General features: G+C 73.6%; 13 protein-coding genes and 1 pseudogene. 5 read left to right on the top strand and 9 right to left on the bottom strand.

Going from position 1 to position 17,720, the window contains the following annotated elements; translation table 11 throughout:
• A pseudogene (plsX, locus tag ABWI07_RS37610) lies at positions 1-1,077 on the top strand (phosphate acyltransferase PlsX); the annotation flags it as partial.
• Between the two features lie 202 nt (positions 1,078-1,279).
• A complete protein-coding gene (gene argS, locus ABWI07_RS37615) occupies positions 1,280-3,025 on the top strand; it encodes an arginine--tRNA ligase (RefSeq protein ID WP_353821459.1) in 1,746 nt (581 codons plus the stop codon).
• Positions 3,026-3,109: 84 nt separating this feature from the next.
• Here the strand turns inward: argS and ABWI07_RS37620 are convergent, their stop codons facing one another.
• Both ABWI07_RS37620 and ABWI07_RS37625 read right to left on the bottom strand, forming a co-directional pair.
• A complete protein-coding gene (locus ABWI07_RS37620; RefSeq protein ID WP_353821460.1) occupies positions 3,110-4,072 on the bottom strand; it encodes an LLM class flavin-dependent oxidoreductase in 963 nt (320 codons plus the stop codon).
• Positions 4,069-4,314 (bottom strand): DUF2630 family protein, encoded by a 246-nt coding sequence (locus tag ABWI07_RS37625; RefSeq protein ID WP_149261168.1) that lies wholly within the window; start codon positions 4,312-4,314, stop codon positions 4,069-4,071. Before ABWI07_RS37625 ends, ABWI07_RS37620 begins: the two co-directional genes overlap by 4 nt.
• 180 nt (positions 4,315-4,494) lie before the next feature.
• Here ABWI07_RS37625 and ABWI07_RS37630 point away from each other — a divergent pair, with 180 nt between their 5' ends.
• Entirely contained in the window at positions 4,495-5,325 is an 831-nt protein-coding gene (locus tag ABWI07_RS37630) for a hypothetical protein (protein WP_353821461.1), read from the top strand.
• A 62-nt stretch (positions 5,326-5,387) separates the two neighbouring features.
• On the opposite strand, the gene ABWI07_RS37635 is transcribed toward ABWI07_RS37630, so the two are convergent.
• The 5 genes from ABWI07_RS37635 to ABWI07_RS37655 are packed head-to-tail and all read right to left on the bottom strand — an operon-like array spanning position 5,388 to position 10,244.
• Positions 5,388-6,242: an aldehyde dehydrogenase family protein gene (locus tag ABWI07_RS37635; protein ID WP_149261170.1), complete on the bottom strand. Its 855-nt coding sequence runs from the start codon at positions 6,240-6,242 to the stop codon at positions 5,388-5,390.
• Positions 6,235-7,665 (bottom strand): aldehyde dehydrogenase family protein, encoded by a 1,431-nt coding sequence (locus ABWI07_RS37640; RefSeq protein ID WP_149261171.1) that lies wholly within the window; start codon positions 7,663-7,665, stop codon positions 6,235-6,237. The genes ABWI07_RS37635 and ABWI07_RS37640 overlap by 8 nt, the downstream gene beginning before the upstream one ends.
• A 2-nt stretch (positions 7,666-7,667) precedes the next feature.
• Complete coding sequence (gene deoC, locus ABWI07_RS37645; protein WP_353821462.1) at positions 7,668-8,597, bottom strand: deoxyribose-phosphate aldolase; 930 nt, start codon at positions 8,595-8,597, stop codon at positions 7,668-7,670.
• A gap of 43 nt (positions 8,598-8,640) precedes the next feature.
• Positions 8,641-9,711 carry a hypothetical protein gene (locus ABWI07_RS37650; protein ID WP_149261173.1) on the bottom strand — a complete coding sequence of 357 codons (1,071 nt, stop codon included), beginning with the start codon at positions 9,709-9,711 and terminating at the stop codon, positions 8,641-8,643.
• Positions 9,708-10,244 (bottom strand): SigE family RNA polymerase sigma factor, encoded by a 537-nt coding sequence (locus ABWI07_RS37655; protein ID WP_235037016.1) that lies wholly within the window; start codon positions 10,242-10,244, stop codon positions 9,708-9,710. The genes ABWI07_RS37650 and ABWI07_RS37655 overlap by 4 nt, the downstream gene beginning before the upstream one ends.
• 119 nt (positions 10,245-10,363) lie before the next feature.
• Between ABWI07_RS37655 and ABWI07_RS37660 the strand changes: the two genes are divergently transcribed.
• Positions 10,364-12,325, top strand: coding sequence for an acyl-CoA dehydrogenase family protein (locus tag ABWI07_RS37660; RefSeq protein ID WP_353821463.1), 1,962 nt, complete (start codon positions 10,364-10,366; stop codon positions 12,323-12,325).
• Between the two features lie 171 nt (positions 12,326-12,496).
• Positions 12,497-13,318, top strand: coding sequence for a class I SAM-dependent methyltransferase (locus ABWI07_RS37665; RefSeq protein ID WP_149261175.1), 822 nt, complete (start codon positions 12,497-12,499; stop codon positions 13,316-13,318).
• Positions 13,319-13,614: 296 nt separating this feature from the next.
• Here the strand turns inward: ABWI07_RS37665 and ABWI07_RS37670 are convergent, their stop codons facing one another.
• Both ABWI07_RS37670 and ABWI07_RS37675 read right to left on the bottom strand, forming a co-directional pair.
• Positions 13,615-16,503 carry a helix-turn-helix transcriptional regulator gene (locus ABWI07_RS37670; protein WP_305790873.1) on the bottom strand — a complete coding sequence of 963 codons (2,889 nt, stop codon included), beginning with the start codon at positions 16,501-16,503 and terminating at the stop codon, positions 13,615-13,617.
• 42 nt (positions 16,504-16,545) lie between these two features.
• Positions 16,546-17,577 carry a CaiB/BaiF CoA transferase family protein gene (locus ABWI07_RS37675; protein ID WP_353821464.1) on the bottom strand — a complete coding sequence of 344 codons (1,032 nt, stop codon included), beginning with the start codon at positions 17,575-17,577 and terminating at the stop codon, positions 16,546-16,548.
• Positions 17,578-17,720 lie beyond the last annotated feature (143 nt).

Below are 17,720 nucleotides of genomic sequence, written 5' to 3' on the forward strand. Positions count from 1 at the left end.
GCGCCGCCCCGGAACCCGTCGCCCCGCCCGGCGCCGCGCCGCCCGGCGACGGTGCGCCCGCTGCCGATCGCGGTCGACACGATGGGCGGCGACCACGCCCCCGAGGAGATCATCGAGGGGGCGGTGACCGCGGTCCGCGAGCACGGCGTCCGGCTGGTGCTGGTCGGGCGGGCGCCGCGGATCCGGCGGGAGCTGGACCTGCACGGCGTCCTCGGCACGATCCCCATCGTGCACGCCGACGAGGCCCTGGACATGGGCGAGGGCGCGCTCGCGAGCTGGCGCAAGCCCCGCTCGTCGATCGCGATCGCCTGCCATCTGATCAAGCAGGGCCGGGCGTCGGCGCTGGTCTCGGCGGGCAGCACCGCCGGGGTGGTGGCGACCTCGCGGCTGCGGCTCAAGGGCCAGCAGGGCGTGATGCGGCCGGCGATCGCGGTGGCGCTGCCGACGCGTCCGCGCCCCACGATCCTGCTGGACGCGGGCGCCACCGCCGACGTGAAGCCCGAGGGCCTCGTCCAGTTCGCCGCGCTCGGCACCGCGTACGCGCAGATCCTGCTCGGGCTCGACCGCCCGACCGTGGGCCTGCTCAACATCGGCGCCGAGGCCGGCAAGGGCAACAAGCTCACAAAGCGGGCGCACGAGCTGCTCGCGAGCGGCAGCCACGGCATCGAGTTCGCCGGGAACGTGGAGGGCCACGACCTGCTGAGCGGGCGCGTGGACGTCATCGTCGCCGACGGGTTCACCGGCAACGTCGCGCTCAAGACCGTGGAGGGCACGGTCGCCACCGCGTTCGCGGAGATCCGCGAGGCGATGACGTCCACCGCGGCCGCGCGGATGGGCGCGCTGCTCCAGCGGCGCCGCCTCCAGGAGCTGCGCGACCGCCTCGACCCCGACACCTACGGCGGCGGCGTCCTGCTCGGCCTGAACGGGACGGTCGTGATCGCGCACGGCGCCTCCCGCGCCCGCGCGATCACCTCGGCCTGCGACCTCGCGCACCGGCTGGCCGCCGGACGGATCGTCGAGCGGATCCGCGAGCAGGTCGCGGCGACCCGCACGTCCCGGTTCGGGCGCTGGACGCACGGCGAGCGCGACGCCGACAGGCCCCCGGAAACGCCGTCGGCCAGGCCGTCCGAGAGGCCGTCCGAGAGGCCCGCAGAGAAGGTCCCGGAGGTGCCCTCCCCCGCCGCGGACACCGTCCCCGACCGCAAAGAGCCGCCCGCCGCGCCGTAGCCTCGCGCGAAACCGTTTCCGGGCGCCGGTACGTCGCCGATAACCTTGGAACATGCCCGATCCGCAACTCGTACTCGCCGCCCGGGTCCAGGCCGCGCTGAGCGCCGCCTTCGGACCGTCGTACGCGGACACCGACCCGGTCATCCGGCCGTCGCAGTTCGCCGACCTTCAGGCCAACGTGGCACTGCCGCTGGCCAAGAAGCTGGGCCGCAAGCCGCGAGACGTGGCCGACGAGATCACGGCGAACCTCGACACCGCCGGTGTCGTGTCGGACGTGCAGGTCAGCGGCCCCGGATTCATCAACCTGACGCTCAGCGACGCCTGGATCGCCGGCGAGGCGCAGCGGGCCCTGGAGGACGAGCGGCTCGCCGTCCCCCTCGCCGACAAGCCGCAGAAGGTCGTCGTCGAGTACTCCTCCCCGAACGTGGCGAAGGAGATGCACGTCGGGCACCTGCGGACCACGATCGTCGGCGACGCGATCGCGCGGATCCTGGCGTTCCTCGGGCACGAGGTCGTCCGGGACAACCACGTCGGCGACTGGGGCACCCCGTTCGGCATGCTGATCGAGCACCTGCTCGACCTCGGCGAGGACGCCGCCGCCCGTGACGACTCCTCCGTCAGCGACCTGACCGCGTTCTACCAGGCTGCGCGGGAGAAGTTCGACGGCGACGAGGCGTTCGCCGACCGGTCCCGGCGGCGGGTCGTCGCCCTCCAGGCGGGCGACGCCGAGACGCTGCGGCTCTGGAACGTCCTCGTCGAGGTGTCGAAGCGGTACTTCAACGCCGTCTACGGGCGGCTGGGCGTCACCCTCACCGACGACGACATCAAGGGCGAGAGCTACTACAACGACCTGCTGGCCCCGACCGCCCAGGAGCTGGAGGAGAAGGGCATCGCGGTCATCAGCGACGGCGCGCTGTGCGCGTTCCCGCCCGGGTTCACCGGCCGCGAGGGCGAACCCCTCCCCGTGATCATCCGGAAGAGCGACGGCGGCTACAACTACTCCACCACCGACCTCGCCACGATCCGGTACCGGGTCGACACCGAGCACGTCGACCGGATGGTCTACGTGGTGGGCGCGCCGCAGTCACTGCACTTCCAGATGGTGTTCGCCGTCGCGCGGATGGCGGGCTGGCTGAACGACGAGGTGAAGGCCGAGCACGCGCAGATCGGCAATGTCCTCGGCACCGACGGCAAGATCCTGCGGACCCGGGCCGGCGGCACCGTCAAGCTCTCGGAACTGCTGGACGAGGCGGTCGAGCGGGCCGGCGCCGTGTACGACGAGATCCAGCATGACGCGTCGTTCGACGAGGCGACCCGGGCCGAGATCGTTCAGGCTGTCGGCATGGGCGCGGTCAAGTACGCCGACCTGTCGGTGGCGCGCGACAGCGAGTACGTCTTCGACTTCGACCGGATGATCTCGTTCAACGGCAAGACCGGCCCGTACCTGCAGTACGCGGTGGCGCGGATCCGGTCGATCTTCCGGAAGGGCGGCCTCGCCCCCGAGGAGGCGACCGGCCCGATCGTGCTCACCCACCCGGCCGAGCGGGCGCTGGCGCTGGAGCTGCTCGGGTTCGGCGCCGTGCTCAAGCAGGCGGGCGAGACCGCCGAGCCGCACCGGCTGGCGAGCTACGTCTACTCGGTCGCGGACGTCTACACGACGTTCCACGAGAACTGCCCGGTGCTGAAGGCCCCCGACGAGGAGACGAAGGCGTCGCGGCTCGCGCTCTGCGCGGCGACCCTGCGCACGCTCGTCACCGGCCTCGGCCTCCTCGGCGTCCCGACCCCGGAGCGCATGTAAGGGAGCGGGCCCCGGGCGGCGACCCGCGGGCCCGCGTCCCCGCAGTCCGCCTGTCCCCGGCCCGGCACGTCACCGGCCCGTGCGTCACGGCACGCGCGTGCCGTGCGGTGAGGGCTGGCCGGCTCGTGCCGGGGCCTGCGGGGCGGCCTCTCCCTGGGCGGACGCGGCCCGTTCGCGGGCGACCTGCTCCCGGACGGCCGGAACGATCTCCAGGGCGAACACCGGAAGCTGCTCGGGGCCGCCGCCGTACAGGAACGAGTCGACGCCGTGGCCGACGGCCAGCTCGGTCAGCTCGTACACCCACTGGCGCGGCGGGCCGTGCAGGAAGCCCCGCGACTCCCGCCCGTCGAGGCTCCCTTCGAGGACGTAGACGCGGCGGATCTCGGCGGGCCGGCGCCCCGCCCGCCGCGCGGCGTCGTTGAGGCGGCGCTGCCCGTCGGCGAGCCGCTTCGGCGGGACGAGCGAGGACGGCGCGATCCAGCCGTCGGCGACCCGTCCGGCGAGGTCGATGCCGCGCGGACCGGTGACGCCGAGCCAGATGCCGATCTGGTGCGCGGGCGCCGGGCCCGCCTGCGCCGCCGCGAACCGGTAGTGCTCGCCCGCGAACCGCAGCCCGTTCTGGTCGCTCCAGTGCAGCCGGATGAGCTGCACGGCCTCCTCCAGTGCCCTGCGCGACGCCTTCCCGTCCAGGCGCGGGCCCCCGTACGCCTCGATGCCGTTCGGCGACATCCCCGTGCCGAGTCCGAGCTCGGCGCGGCCGCCGCTGAGCCGGTCCATCGTCGCGATCGCCTTCGCCAGCGCGGCGGGCGACCGCAGCGGCAGGCATGCCACCGCCGGCAGGACCCGGATCCGGGACGTGCCGGCCAGCACGGCCGCCATCAGCGTGAGCGCGTCGGCGGTGTCGCGCCGGTACGGCTCGTCGCGGACGCCGAGCAGGTCGAGCCCGTACCGGTCCGCCTCCTGCGCGGTGCGGACCAGCGGGGCGGCGGAGTCCGGGGCGAGGGACAGGCCGAACCGCAGCGGCCGCCTCGATCGAGGCGGCGTCACTGCAGGTAGCCTTCGACCTCGTCCGGCGGCCGGACCTCGGCGCCGCCGGGGTCCTCGCCGGCCTCCAGTCGGGCCCGGCGGCGGCGCAGCAGGTCCCAGCACTGGTCGAGCGCGACCTCCAGCCGCTCCAGCCGCCGGTGCTCCTCCTCCCGGTCCAGTTCGCCCCGCTGGTACCGTTCGCGGAGCCGCCGCTCCTCCCCCACGTACTGGTCGACGCGGGCCAGGATGTCCTTCTCGTCCACGGTTCTCAGCGCTCGCGGCCGTAGTCGGTGAGCCCGCTCAGGAAGCCGCCGTCCGTCCGCGTCGAGTGCTGGAGCGGATCGGTCTTCGGCTCCACGACGGGCGCCGCAGGCGGTGCGGTCCGTGCGGCGCTCGACCGCGCGGGAGTCTTGCGGGCGGCCGGGGACTTGGAGGTCCCCGATTTGGCCGCCCCCTTCGCGGTGCCCGACCTGGTGCTCGCGGTCGTCCGCGACGACGTCGACTTGCGCGCGGCGCTCGTCCGGGACTTGGGCGCGGCGCTCGTCCGGGACTTGGGCGCGGCCGTCTTCTTCGCCGTCGCCGATGTCTTCGACGCTCCCGAGGTCTTCGCCGCGCTCGCCGTCTTGGACGTGCCCGCCGTCCGGGACGTGGTCGCCTTCGACGTGGGCTTGCGCGCCGTGGACGTCTTCGTACCCGTACGGGCGGACGCCGTCGTCCTGGAGCGGCCGGACGCCGCCGAGGTGGACTTGCGGGCCGTGGTCCGGCCGGCGCCGTTCTTGCTCGCCGCGGTCTTCCGCGCCGTCGTGGCGCGGGTCCCGGTCGACTTGGCGGTGGTGGTGATGACCTTGGCCGCGGCGTCCATCGCCTTGGCGGCGTCGGACATGGCCTTGGTGGCGCTGGTCATCGCCTTGGTCATCGCCGTCATCGCCTTGGCCGACGAGGAGGCCTTGGTCGCCACCGACTTCATCTGCGTCGCGGCGGTCTTGGCCTGGCTCGCGGCCTTGGTGACGCGGGTCGCGGCGGCCGACGACGACGCCGACGACCGGGTGGACGCGGCCGGCTTCCTCGCCGTGCTGCTCCTGGTCGCGGCCGTGCGGCTCGTCGTGCGGCCGGTCGTGGACCTCGACGGCGACTTCGCCGCCGAGGTCCGCTTGGCCGCCGGTTTCTTGGCGGCGGTGGACTTGGTCGCTGATGTGCTCTTCGTACGCGCGGCCGTCCCTCGGCTCGCCGTACGCGATGCGGTCTTGGTAGGCACTGATCTCCCCCCACTGTGATCAGTTACGGGGAGATCTATTCCACACTTCGTGACCCTCTACACACGCAGCGTCATTTCAGCTCAGACGCCCACCGGATGCCAGACCGTCTTGGTCTCCAGGAAAGCGGTCATCCGCGCGGTTCCCGGCTCGCCCGTCCAGTCCTCGTCCGCGGGGCGCAGGACCCTCTTGAGGTTCTCGGCCGCCTTCTCTTCCAGTTCCTGGACGTGCTCGGGCGGCGCGCCGGCCAGGTCTATGGCGTTGACGTCCATGTGGGTCGCCAGCCAGGGCGCGATCTCGGTGCGCCGGCCCGTGAGGAGGTTGACGACACCGCCCGGCAGGTCGGAGGTGGCCAGCACCTCCGCCAGGGTGATCGACGGCAGCGGCGCCGGCTCGGAGGCGACCACCACGGCCGTGTTGCCGGACACGATGACCGGGGCCAGGACGGAGACCAGGCCCAGCAGCGGCGAGTCGGGCGCGACGACGGCGACGACGCCGGTGGGCTCGGGCGTGGAGAAGTTGAAGAACGGCCCCGACACGGGGTTGGCGGCCCCGGCGACGGCGCTCAGCTTGTCGGCCCAGCCCGCGTACCAGACCCACCGGTCGACGGCGGCGTCCACCTCGGTCCCGGCGGCGCCCTTGGACGCGCCGGCCTGGCGCAGCTCGTCCACGAACTGGTCGCGGCGGCCCTCCAGCATCTCGGCGATCCGGTAGAGGATCTGGCCGCGGTTGTAGGCGGTCCGCCCGGACCAGCCGGGGAAGGCCTTGCGGGCGGCGACCACGGCGTCGCGGGCGTCCTTGCGGGACGCCTGGGAGGCGTTGGCGAGGAAGCGGCCCTTGGAGTCGGTCACGGGGTAGGACCTGCCGGATTCGGACCGGGGGAACGCGCCCCCGATGTACAGCTTGTAGGTCTTGCGGACGGCGAGACGGTCAGGCATTGAGGTAGGCCTCCAGTCCGTGGCGTCCGCCCTCGCGGCCGAACCCCGATTCCTTGTAGCCGCCGAACGGGGAGGCCGGGTCGAACTTGTTGAAGGTGTTGGCCCACACGACCCCGGCGCGGAGCCGCTGCGCCGTCCACAGGATCTGCGACCCCTTCTCGGTCCAGATGCCCGCCGACAGCCCGTACGGGGTGTTGTTGGCCTTGGTGACGGCCTCCTCCGGCGTGCGGAACGTCAGCACGGAAAGGACGGGCCCGAAGATCTCCTCGCGGGCGATCCGGTGCGACTGCGCCACCCCGGTGAACAGGGTGGGGGCGAACCAGAACCCCTGGGACGGCAGCTCGCAGGGCGGCGACCAGCGCTCGGCGCCCTCGGCCTCGCCGGCGTCCGACAGCTCCCGGATCCGCGCCAGCTGCGCGGCGGAGTTGATCGCGCCGATGTCGGTGTTCTTGTCGAGGGGGTCGCCGACCCGCAGCGTCGCCATCCGCGCCTTGAGCCGCTCCAGGACCTCCTCGGCGACCGACTCCTGCACCAGCAGCCGCGACCCGGCGCAGCACACGTGGCCCTGGTTGAAGAAGATGCCGTTGACGATGCCCTCGACGGCCTGGTCGAGCGCGGCGTCCTCGTAGACGATGTTGGCGGCCTTGCCGCCGAGCTCCAGCGTCAGCCTCCTGCCGGTCCCGGCGAGGGTGCGGGCGATCTGGCGGCCGACGTCGGTGGAGCCGGTGAAGGCGACCTTGTCGATGCCCGGGTGCGACACCAGGGCCGCGCCGGTCTCGCCGGCGCCGGTGACGATGTTGACGACGCCGGGCGGCAGCTCGGCCTGGCGGCAGATGTCGGCGAACAGCAGCGCCGTCAGCGGCGTGGTCTCGGCCGGCTTGAGGACGACGGTGTTGCCGCACGCCAGCGCGGGGGCGACCTTCCAGGCCAGCATCAGCAGCGGGAAGTTCCACGGGATGACCTGCCCGGCCACCCCGAGGGGGCGGGGGTCGGGCCCGAAGCCGGCGTGGCGCAGCTTGTCGGCCCAGCCCGCGTAGTAGAAGAACCACGCCGCGACCAGCGGGACGTCCACGTCCCGCGACTCGCGGATCGGCTTGCCGTTGTCGATCGACTCCAGGACGGCCAGTTCCCGCGCCCGCTCCTGAATGATTCGCGCGATCCGGTACAGGTACTTGGCCCGCTCGGTCCCGGGCATCGGGCCCCAGACCTTGTCGTAGGCGGTGCGGGCGGCCCGCACGGCGCGGTCGACGTCCGCCTCGTCCGCGCACGCGATGTCGGCCAGGACGCTCTCGTCGGCCGGGTTGATCGACTTGAACGGCTCGCCGTGCCCGTCGGTGAACTCGCCGTTGACGAACAGCCCGTAGGAGCCGCGGATGTCGACGACGGACCGGGACTCGGGTGCCGGCGCGTACTCGAAAACCATGATCAGTCCAGCGTGAAGTAGTCGGGACCGGAGTACACCCCGGTGGCGAGCTTGCGGCGCTGCATCAGCAGGTCGTTCAGCACCGAGGAGGCCCCCAGCCGGAACCACTCGGGCGTCAGCCAGTCGGGGCCGGCGGTCTCGTTCACCAGCACCAGGTACTTGATCGCGTCCTTGGTGGTGCGGATCCCGCCCGCGGGCTTGACCCCGACCTGCCGCCCGGTGGCGGCCCGGTAGTCGCGGACGGCCTCCAGCATGACCAGGGTGACCGGCAGCGTCGCCGCGGGCGACACCTTCCCGGTCGAGGTCTTGATGAAGTCGGCCCCGGCGCGCATCGCGAGCCAGGAGGCCCGCCGCACGTTGTCGTAGGTGGCGAGCTCGCCGGTCTCCAGGATCACCTTCAGGTGCGCGGGCCCGCACGCGTCCTTGACCGCGACGATCTCGTCGGACACCTTGGTGTAGTCGCCGGACAGGAACGCGCCCCGGTCGATCACCATGTCGATCTCGGCCGCCCCCGCCGCCACCGCGGCCCGGGTGTCGGCGAGCTTGGCCTCCATCGGCGCCCGCCCGGACGGGAAGGCCGTCGCCACGCTGGCGACGCCGATCCCCGTCCCGTCGAGGGCCCGGACCGCGGTCTCGACCATGTCGGGGTACACGCAGACGGCGGCCACCTTCGGCACCGAGGCGTCCGCCGGGTCGGGGTGCGCGGCCTTGGCGCACAGCGCCCGCACCTTCCCCGCCGTGTCCGCGCCTTCCAGCGTGGTCAGGTCCACCATCGAGATCGCCAGGTCGATCGCCGCGGCCTTCGCCGACGTCTTGATCGACCGGGTGGCGAGCCGCGCCGCCCGCTCCTCGGCGCCGACCCGGTCCACGCCGGGGAGGCCGTGCAGGAAGGCGCGCAGCTCGGCGGCGCTGTTCAGAGTCTCCGTTGACACTCCCCAAGCATCGCCGAACTACGCCCCAGGCACAAAACGGACCTCAGCGGAGCGGCTCCGTCGTCCACCGCGCGGGGTCGGTGCCGAGGGGCGTCGTCCGGCGGTACAGGCCGGTCACCCCGCCTCCGGCCTGGAGGCGGCGCAGCGGCTCCCCGGTCGCGTTGATCTCGATGTCGAAGCCGCGCACTCCGTAGACCCTGAGGATCTGCGACTTCGCCGGGGGCACCAGTCCGACATTCGGCCCGGGGTTCGGCCCGGTGTGCGGCAGCCGCGTGTCGAACGCCGGATGCCCGTCGACGGTGGTGTTGGGCTGGAACACCCCGCCCCTCCGCGCAGCGGCCGGCTGCAGCGAGATGAGCAGGTCGCCGTCCCGTCCGGGGACGGCGAGCGAGATCATGACCTCCGCGGGGGCGGCGACCCAGGTCCTCGTGGCCCTGAGCCCGTCCGGGAGCCCGGTGACGCGCACGGGGAACGCCGCCGGGCGGTCGCCGCCGAACCTCACCCCCGCCGCGATGCGCTGGACGGTCACCGGGTCGGCGACGGCGCGGTCGTTGACCGTCAGCACGGCCCAGCTCTTCGGCCGGTACTCCCACCGGAACTCGGCCGGCACCTGGTCCGACCCCGGCCCGCCAGGCTTGATCGACCAGTAGGCGGGCCGCCCGCCGACCGGCGCGGCCTTCGTCAGGTGCCCCTTCCCGCCTCCCGGCAGCAGCGGCACGCCCGGCGAGACCCCGGGCGGGCCCACGCTCACCTCGATGGCCGTGCTGCCCGGCCCGCGCCCGGCCGACACCGTGAACACCGTCCCCCGCTGGGCGTCCTGCGCCACCCGCGTCCGCGCGTAGCCGGGGGGCAGCCACCCGAACGCGGCCTTCTCGATCAGCGGGCTCGGAAACCTGGCCGGCCCGGCCACCGCGCTCGGACGCTCCGCCGAGGACGAGGGGAGCACCGTGATCCCGGCAACGCCCGCCGCGACCCCCGCGGCGACGGCCGCGACGGCGGCCCGCCTCGTCCGCCGGATCCGCCGCGCCCGCGCCACCGCCGCCGCGACGTCCACGGCCGAGACGGGGGCGGGGGCGTCGGCGAGGCGCTCCAGCCTCTCCTTGAGGTCGTTCATGCCAGCTTCTCCCCTTCCGCGAGATCCCGTGCCGGCTCCAGCGCGCGCCGCAGCGCGTCCAGCCCCCGCGCGGTCTGGCTCTTCACCGTCCCGGCCGAGCAGTCCAGGACGTCGGCGGCCTGCTCGATCGACAGGTCGCAGTAGAACCGCAGCACCACGGCGGCCCGCTGCCTCGGCGGCAGGGCCGCCAGCGCCGCCCGCAGGTCGATCCGGCCCGCGTGGTCGGCGGACTCGGCGGCCTCCTCCGGCATCCGCTCGACGATCCGGACCCGCTGCCGCCACCCGCCCCGCTGCTCGGCGAGGAACACCCTGACCAGCACCGTCCGCGCGTACCCGTCGACGTTCTCGGCCGCCGACGCCTTCCGCCAGTGCAGGTACAGCCGCGTGATCGCGGACTGGACGAGGTCGTCCGCCCGGTGCCAGTCCTGGCACAGCAGGTACGCGACCCGCCGTAACCACGTCATCCGCGCCGTCACGTAGGCGGTGAACTCCTCGTCACGGCTCGCCGTCCGCGCGCTGCTCGACTGCTCCACATCCTCCTGATGCGCCGTCCCCCACAAAAGGTTGCATCTCCGACCGAATCACCTCTAATTGCCTCCCCGTCGCGGGCGGGGGCGGGTTTCCCACCCCGGTCACGGGAAATCCCGACCCCATGAGCCAGCGAACCCAAGAGCACGTCGACGAGCGGACGGCCCGCAAGGTGGCCGAGGAGGCACGCGAGACCGAATGGCGGCTGCCGAGCTTCGGCAGGCAGCTGTTCCTCGGCGGCCTCCGCCTCGATCTGATCCACCCGCATCCGCGCCCGTCCGGGGACCAGCGGACGAAGGGCGAGGAGTTCCTCGCCCGGCTCGCGGAGTTCTGCGCCGCCGAGGTCGACCCGGCGCGGATCGAGCGGGAGGCGCGCATCCCGGACGAGGTCGTGCGGGGCCTGCGCGACCTCGGCGCGCTCGGCATGAAGATCCCGGAGAAGTACGGCGGGCTCGGGCTCAGCCAGCTCTACTACGGCCGCGCGCTGATGCTCGTCGGGTCGGTCAGCCCGGCGCTCGGCGCGCTGCTGTCGGCGCACCAGTCGATCGGCGTCCCGCAGCCGGTCAAGATGTTCGGCACGCGGGAGCAGAAGGACGCGTGGCTGCCGCGCTGCGCCAGGGAGGTCAGCGCGTTCCTGCTCACCGAGCCCGACGTCGGGTCCGACCCGGCGCGGCTGCGCGCCACCGCCGTGCCGGACGGGGACGACTACGTCCTCAACGGCGTCAAGCTGTGGACGACCAACGGCGTCGTGGCCGACCTCGTCGTGGTGATGGCGCGCGTCCCGAAGTCGGAGGGGCACCGCGGCGGCATCTCGGCGTTCATCGTGGACATGTCCGCCCCCGGCATCACCGTCGAGAACCGCAACGCGTTCATGGGGCTGCGCGGCATCGAGAACGGCGTCACCCGGTTCCACGACGTGCGGGTCCCGAAGGCGAACCTGATCGGCACGGAGGGCGCCGGCCTGAAGGTCGCGCTGACCACGCTCAACACCGGCCGGCTGTCGCTGCCCGCGATCTGCGCGGCGAGCGGCAAGTGGGCCGCCGGTATCGCCCGGCAGTGGTCGAAGGAGCGGGTGCAGTGGGGCCGGCCGGTCGGCGAGCACGAGGCCGTCGCCACCAAGATCGCGTTCATCGCGGCGACCGCCTACGCGATGGAGGCGGTGCTCGACCTGTCCGGCCAGCTCGCCGACGACGAGCGCAACGACATACGGATCGAGGCGGCCCTCGCCAAGCTGTGGTCGTCGGAGATGGCGTGCCGCGTGGCCGACGAGCTGGTGCAGCTGCGGGGCGGCCGCGGCTACGAGACGGCCGAGTCGCTCGCGGCGCGCGGCGAGCGCGGGGTGCCCGCCGAGCAGCTGCTCCGCGACCTGCGCATCAACCGGATCTTCGAGGGCTCCAGCGAGATCATGCATCTGCTGATCGCCCGCGAGGCCGTCGACGCGCACCTGTCGGTGGCCGGGGACATCATCGACCCGGACGCCTCCACCGGGGCGAAGGCGCGGGCCGCGGCGAAGGCGGGCGGGTTCTACGCGCGCTGGCTGCCGACGCTCGTCACCGGCGCCGGGCACCGCCCGAACGCCTACGCGGAGTTCGGCCCGCTGGCCCGGCACCTGCGGTACGTGGAGCGGGCGTCCCGCAAGCTGGCCCGCTCGATCTTCTACGCGGCCGGGCGCTGGCAGGGCGGCCTGGAGTACCGGCAGGGGTTCCTCGGCCGGATGGTCGACATCGGCGCCGAGCTGTTCGCCATGAGCGCCGTCTGCGTCCGCGCCCACGCCGACGCTTCCGAGGAAGGGCCGCTCGCCAGTACGGGCGCGAACGGCACGGGGGCCGCGACGGCGCCCGGGAAGTCCGCCCTGCTGCTCGCCGACGCGTTCTGCCGGCAGTCGCGCGTCCGCGTCGAGGAGCTGTTCGACGGGCTGTGGCGCAACACCGACGCGATGGACGTGAAGCTGGCGCGGGCCGTCCTCGCCGGCCACTTCGCCTGGGTGGAGGAAGGCGTCCTCGACCCGTCCATCCCGGGGCCGTGGATCGCGCCGTCCGAGCCCGGCCCGAGCGGTGAGGAGGACGTGCACCGGACCATCGGCTGACCCGGCGGGCGGGTCGCGGGAGGGCGTCCCGCCGTCGCGGGGGCGTCCGGCATCGGGGCGGGGATAGACTGACCCGACCTTCGCGCCAGAGATCGAACCGTCCCGGGAGGACAGGGGAACGGTCCCGCGAACGAGAAGCCGAACGCCAACGCACCCAGCGAGCGGGAAGTAATGCAGCCATCCGGTCAGAAGAAGTCCATCGCAGGCACCCTCCTCAACCTCGTCGGCAGCGGCCCGAAGAAGGCCGGGCCGGCCGCCGGGCCCGCCCCTGACGGGGACGTCGTCCAGCCCGCCGCCGGTGAGGGCGCGCTGGAGAACCATCTGGGCGGGGACGAGGCCCGCAACTACCGCCAGTACGAGTACGAGACCGTCGCCCCGCACGTCGGCCGCTCCATGCTGGAGGTCGGCTCCGGCCTCGGGCACTTCTCCGAGCAGTTCGCCGGGCGCCTCGACTACCTCGTCGTCAGCGACAACGACCCCTACTGCGTCGGCGAGCTGCGCAAGCGCCACGAGGGCAACGACGACGTCGAGGTCATCGACCTGGCGCTGCCCGCCGACATCAAGATCCGGCGCAAGGTCGACACCGTCGTGATGATGAACGTCCTGGAGCACATCAAGGACGACGTCCAGGCGCTGCGCGACCTCGCCGCCGTGACCGAGCCCGGCGGCCGCATCGTCATCTGGGTGCCCGGCTACATGCAGCTCTACGGCGACTTCGACCGCAAGGTCGGGCACGTCACCCGGTACACGCCGGCGACGCTGGAGGCGTCGGTCCGCGAGGCCGGGCTGGTCCCCGAGGTGCTCAAGCCGATCAACTTCCTGGGCGGGATCGCCTGGTGGTTCGCGGTCCGCCGCGGCGGCGCCGGCTACCCCGACCCGAAGCTCGTCAAGATCTACGACCGGACGGTCGTACCGCTCACCCGCACGATCGAGCGCTTCGTCAAGCCTCCGTTCGGGCAGACGGTCTTCTGCGTCGCGCGGGTCCCGCGCTAGCGCTCCGCGCCTCGCGCGCACGGGGACGGGGACGGCTCACGAAGGCCGACCCGTCCCCGTCGTTATTTTCCTGGCGCGGACACGGTATGTCTCACTCCCCCTCCAGGCCCTGGACCGCAAGACTGTGCAGTGGCCGGACGGGGTCCCGGTCCGCCTCTCCGGGCGGAGAAGCACCGCCTGCTTCCGCGGGCCGCGGCCCCGAAGGGCCAGCCACGAAATTCCCGTGTGGTCCGACGGTTCGCGGTGGGGAATCCGGGAGGGGAGGTTCCCCACCGTGAATCAGCCGAGCGCGCGGCTCAGGCGCCGACCTTCGGGGTGGCGAACAGGGCCAGCCGATGCGCGGTCGCGGCGGCCTCGCCGCGGCTCGCCACCTCCAGCTTGCCGAGGATGTTCGACACGTGGACGCTGGCCGTCTTCACCGAGATGAACAGCTCCTCGGCGATGTCGCGGTTGCTGCGGCCCTCGGCGACCAGGCGCAGCACCTCGAACTCGCGGGGCGTCAGCCCGAGCGGCGCCGAGGCGTCGCCGCGGCGCGGCATCCGGGTGCGGCGCCGCAGGTCGGCGATCCCCTCCGCGAGCGGCCGGGCGCCCAGCCCGTCCGCGAGTTCGGCGGCGGTCTGCAGCGCCGCCGTGGCGGCCTCGTGGTCGCCGGCCGCGAGCGCGGCCTCCGCCGCGCGGGACAGGGCCCGCGCCCGGTAGTACGGGTTGGCGAGCGCCTCCCACGCCGCGGCGGCCTCCTCCCAGGCGGCCCGGTCGAGGATGCCCCGCGCCCGGGCCAGCTCGGCGGCGAACGTGCGGCAGTGCGCGTGCTGGAGCGGACCGCTCGCCCCGAGGCCGGCGGCGCGCTTCTCGAGCCGGCGCAGGCGGTCCTCGGCGGCGTCGCCGAGTTCGCCGCAGGCCGCCGCCCCGACGACGAGCGCCGGCCACGCGTAGCGGGCGTCGTCGGGCAGGCCGACGAGTTCGAGGACGGGATCCAGCGTGTCCAGCGCGGCCTCGGCGCGCCCCTCGGCTAGCGCGATGCTCGCGTCCAGCCAGAGGGTGCTGAAGTAGTCCTGCGTCTTGCGCCACTTCAGCCTGAGCTTCATGATCTCGCGCGACTGCGCGAGCCGCTCCTTGGCCGTCGCGAGGTCGCCGCGCACCAGTGCCACCCAGCCGGACAGGACGAGCAGCGAGGTGCGCGTCGTGATGGCCGGGTCCTGCTCCATGGCGTGGTTCATGACGGCCATGGCCTCGTCCCACCGGCCGAGTGAGACCAGCGGCTCCGCCTGGTTGATGGACAGGAACGTTCCCTGGGTGCGGGCCACGCCGTGCTCGCGGGCCAGTTCCGTGCCGCGCCCGGCGATGGCGGCGGCCTCCTCGTGCCGTCCGACGCCCTCCAGGAAGTGCGACTGGATCACGTAGTAGCGGAGCAGCACCTGGAAGTCCCCGCTGCGCTCGGCGGTCTCCCTGATCACGGTGAGGCGTCCCTCGTCCTCGTAGTCGGTGTGGGCGCAGAACAACGTGATCAGCGCCTCGCTCTCCGCGACGGGGTCGCCGAGGGCGCGCGCGATGGCCAGCGACTCCAGTGCAGATTCGCGGGCCTCGTCCATGGAGGTGGTGATGCGCACGTAGTTGCCCAGCGTGGACAGCGCCCGGGCGCGCAGGATGCTCGGCGGTTCGACCGGCAGAGCCTCCACGGCGGCGCGCAGGTCTTCGACGAACCCCGGGCGCGCCACCTGGTACCGCATGCGGCCGCGCTGTTCGAGCAGCGCCGCCCAGCGGGCGGTGTCGCGCTCGCCGTCGGCGGCCTCGACCTCCTTCAGCGCGGCGGTGACGAGCTTGATGCCGCGGTCGTACTCCCCGGCGCGCTCGGCGGCGTTCGCCGCGCTCTCCAGGACCGTGATGTGGTCGGCGCCGATGCGCTCGGCCGCGTCGGGGACCTTGTCCCAGAGCTGCAGGACGCGTTCGAGCATCGCCAGGCACTCGGCGTAGGCGACCGCCTTGCGGGCCTCGCCCGCGGCGCGCCAGGACGCGACCAGCGCCCACGTGCTGTCGTGGGCCTGCGTCCAGTGGTAGCTCAGCTCGACCCAGAGCCGCCCGGCCGGGACGAGCCCGGGCTCCTTCTCCAGGGCCTCGGCGTAGCGGGTGTGGAGGCGCGTGTACTCGCCCGGCAGCAGGTCGTCGTGGACGGCCTCGCGGATCAGGGCGTGCCGGAACGCGTAGCCGTCGCCGTCCACCACCAGGACGTTCGCGGCGACGGCGGGCCGCAGGACGCGGGTCAGCGCGGCGTCGTCGAGCCCGGACACGACGGCCAGGAGGGCGTGCTCGATGCGGGTGCTGCCGCCGCTGGCGTCGCGCAGCACCTCCTGCGTCTCCTCCGGGAGCCGCTGGACGCCGGCCAGCAGCAGGTCGCGCAGCGACTCCGGCAGCTCGCACGCCAGCGTGCCGTCGTCGTCGAGCAGCGCCTCGATGAACAGCGGGTTGCCCTCGCTGCGGGCCTCGATGCGCTCGACGAGGCCGGGCGGCGGCGTCTGGCCGAGCAGCTCGGTGACGAGCGCGGCGACGTCGGGGCGGGCCAGCCGGCCGAGCTCCACCCGGCGGACGCGTTCGAGGCGCTCCAGCCCGGCGAGCAGCGTGCGCAGCGGATGGGTGCGGTGCAGCTCGTCCGACCGGTACGTCATGACGATCAGCAGCGGCGCCGTGCCGAGGTTGCGGATCAGGAAGGCCAGCAGGTCGCGGGTGGAGCGGTCGGCCCAGTGGGCGTCCTCGATGACCAGCACGACGGGGCCGCGCTCGGCGAGCCGCTCCAGCAGCGCCAGCACGACCTCGAACAGCCGGGCGCGCTCCTCGCCGGACGCGGAGTCGCTCTCCGGCTCGCCGAACTCGGGCAGCAGCCGGGCGAGCGCGCCGGTGTCGCCGCGCGGGACGAGCCCGGCGACGCCGTCGATGCCGATGTCGCGGACGAGCCCGCGCAGAACGGTGGTGAACGGTGCGAAGGGCAGGCCGTCGGAGCCGAGCTCCAGGCAGCCGCCGACCAGCGTCCTGGCGTCGGCCTCCCGGGCGAACTCCCTGATCAGGCGGGTCTTGCCGAGCCCGGCGTCACCGCCGAGGAGCACGGCGCCCGGCGCGGCGGACAGGGCGTCCCGCAGCCGCCGCAGCTCGGCCGATCTGCCGATCAGGACGGAACTCATCGCGCGCGCGTTCACGTACCAAGCATGCCAAACAGATCGGACAATCCCACCCGTATATCACTCCGTGAGACGCCACATCTGGCCCCGGTGCTCGTCCAGCTCCGGGGCCGCTCCCCCCGCCAGGGGCGGATGGACGGCCGTCCGCACCGGCCCCTCGTCCTGGACCCCGCGCGACCGGAAGTGATCGAGTTCGAGCATCTCGGCGCGGGACAGCAGCGGCGCCACCGGAGCCCCCGCCTCCGTGAGGCGCTCGATGGCCTCCGCCCGGGTGAGCCCCGCGACCGCGGCGGCGACCGCGCCGTCCAGCTCGCCGATCCGCTGGAGCCGCTCGGCGAACGGGACGCCGGCGTGCTCGCCGATGCCGAGCGCGCGGCAGGTCGCGGCCCAGAGCCGCTCCTCCGACACGACCCCCAGGGTGATCTTCTGGCCGTCCTTCGTGGGGTAGACGCCGTACCCGGGCACCGGCCCGACCCCCGATCGCCGCGTCGCGGCCGGGACGGTGCCCACCCAGTGCGCGAGGACGTCCGCCATCCCGAGGTCGATGCGGTCGCCGACCCCGGTGGCGCGGGCCTTGAGGCAGGCGGCGGTGATCGCGAACGCGGCCATCGTCGCGGCGGCCATGTCCGCGAGGGGCAGCTCGTCGGCCTCCGGGGAGACCGCGTCGGGCGGCAGCGCCGCCGCGTAGGCGCGGTAGTTGATGTCATGCCCGGGGACGTCCGCGAGCGGCCCCTCGGCCCCGTACCCGGAGATCGAGCAGTAGACGAGCCGCGGGTTGAGCTCCCTCAGCGTCCCGTGGCCCACGCCGAGCCGCTCGGCCACGCCGGGACGGAACCCCTCGACGAAGACCTCGGCGTCACCGGCCAGCTCCCTGAGCGCGGCGAGCCCGTCCGCGGACTTCAGGTCGAGCACGATGCCGCGCTTGTGCCGGTTGAGGACGTCGAAGTGGTCGCGGAACATCCGCATCGGCTCCCCGCCGGGCGGCTCCACCTTGATCACGTCCGCGCCGAGCTGGGCGAGCAGCTGCGTGGCGTAGGGACCGGGCCGCCACATCGTCAGGTCGAGGACGCGCAGTCCGTCCAACGGCGCCATGGGGGGCTCCTCTCGGGTCGCCCGCCTCACGGTGCCCGCCCGCCCCCGCGCCGTCAACGGGAGTCTCGGAGGGTGGCCGTGGTCCCCCGATGTCCACGGCCACCGGACAGTCAGACGTCCGGCCCCCCGCCGGAGTTCGCGCT

Source organism: Actinomadura sp. NPDC000600, assembly GCF_040492135.1.
Lineage (GTDB): Bacteria > Actinomycetota > Actinomycetes > Streptosporangiales > Streptosporangiaceae > Spirillospora.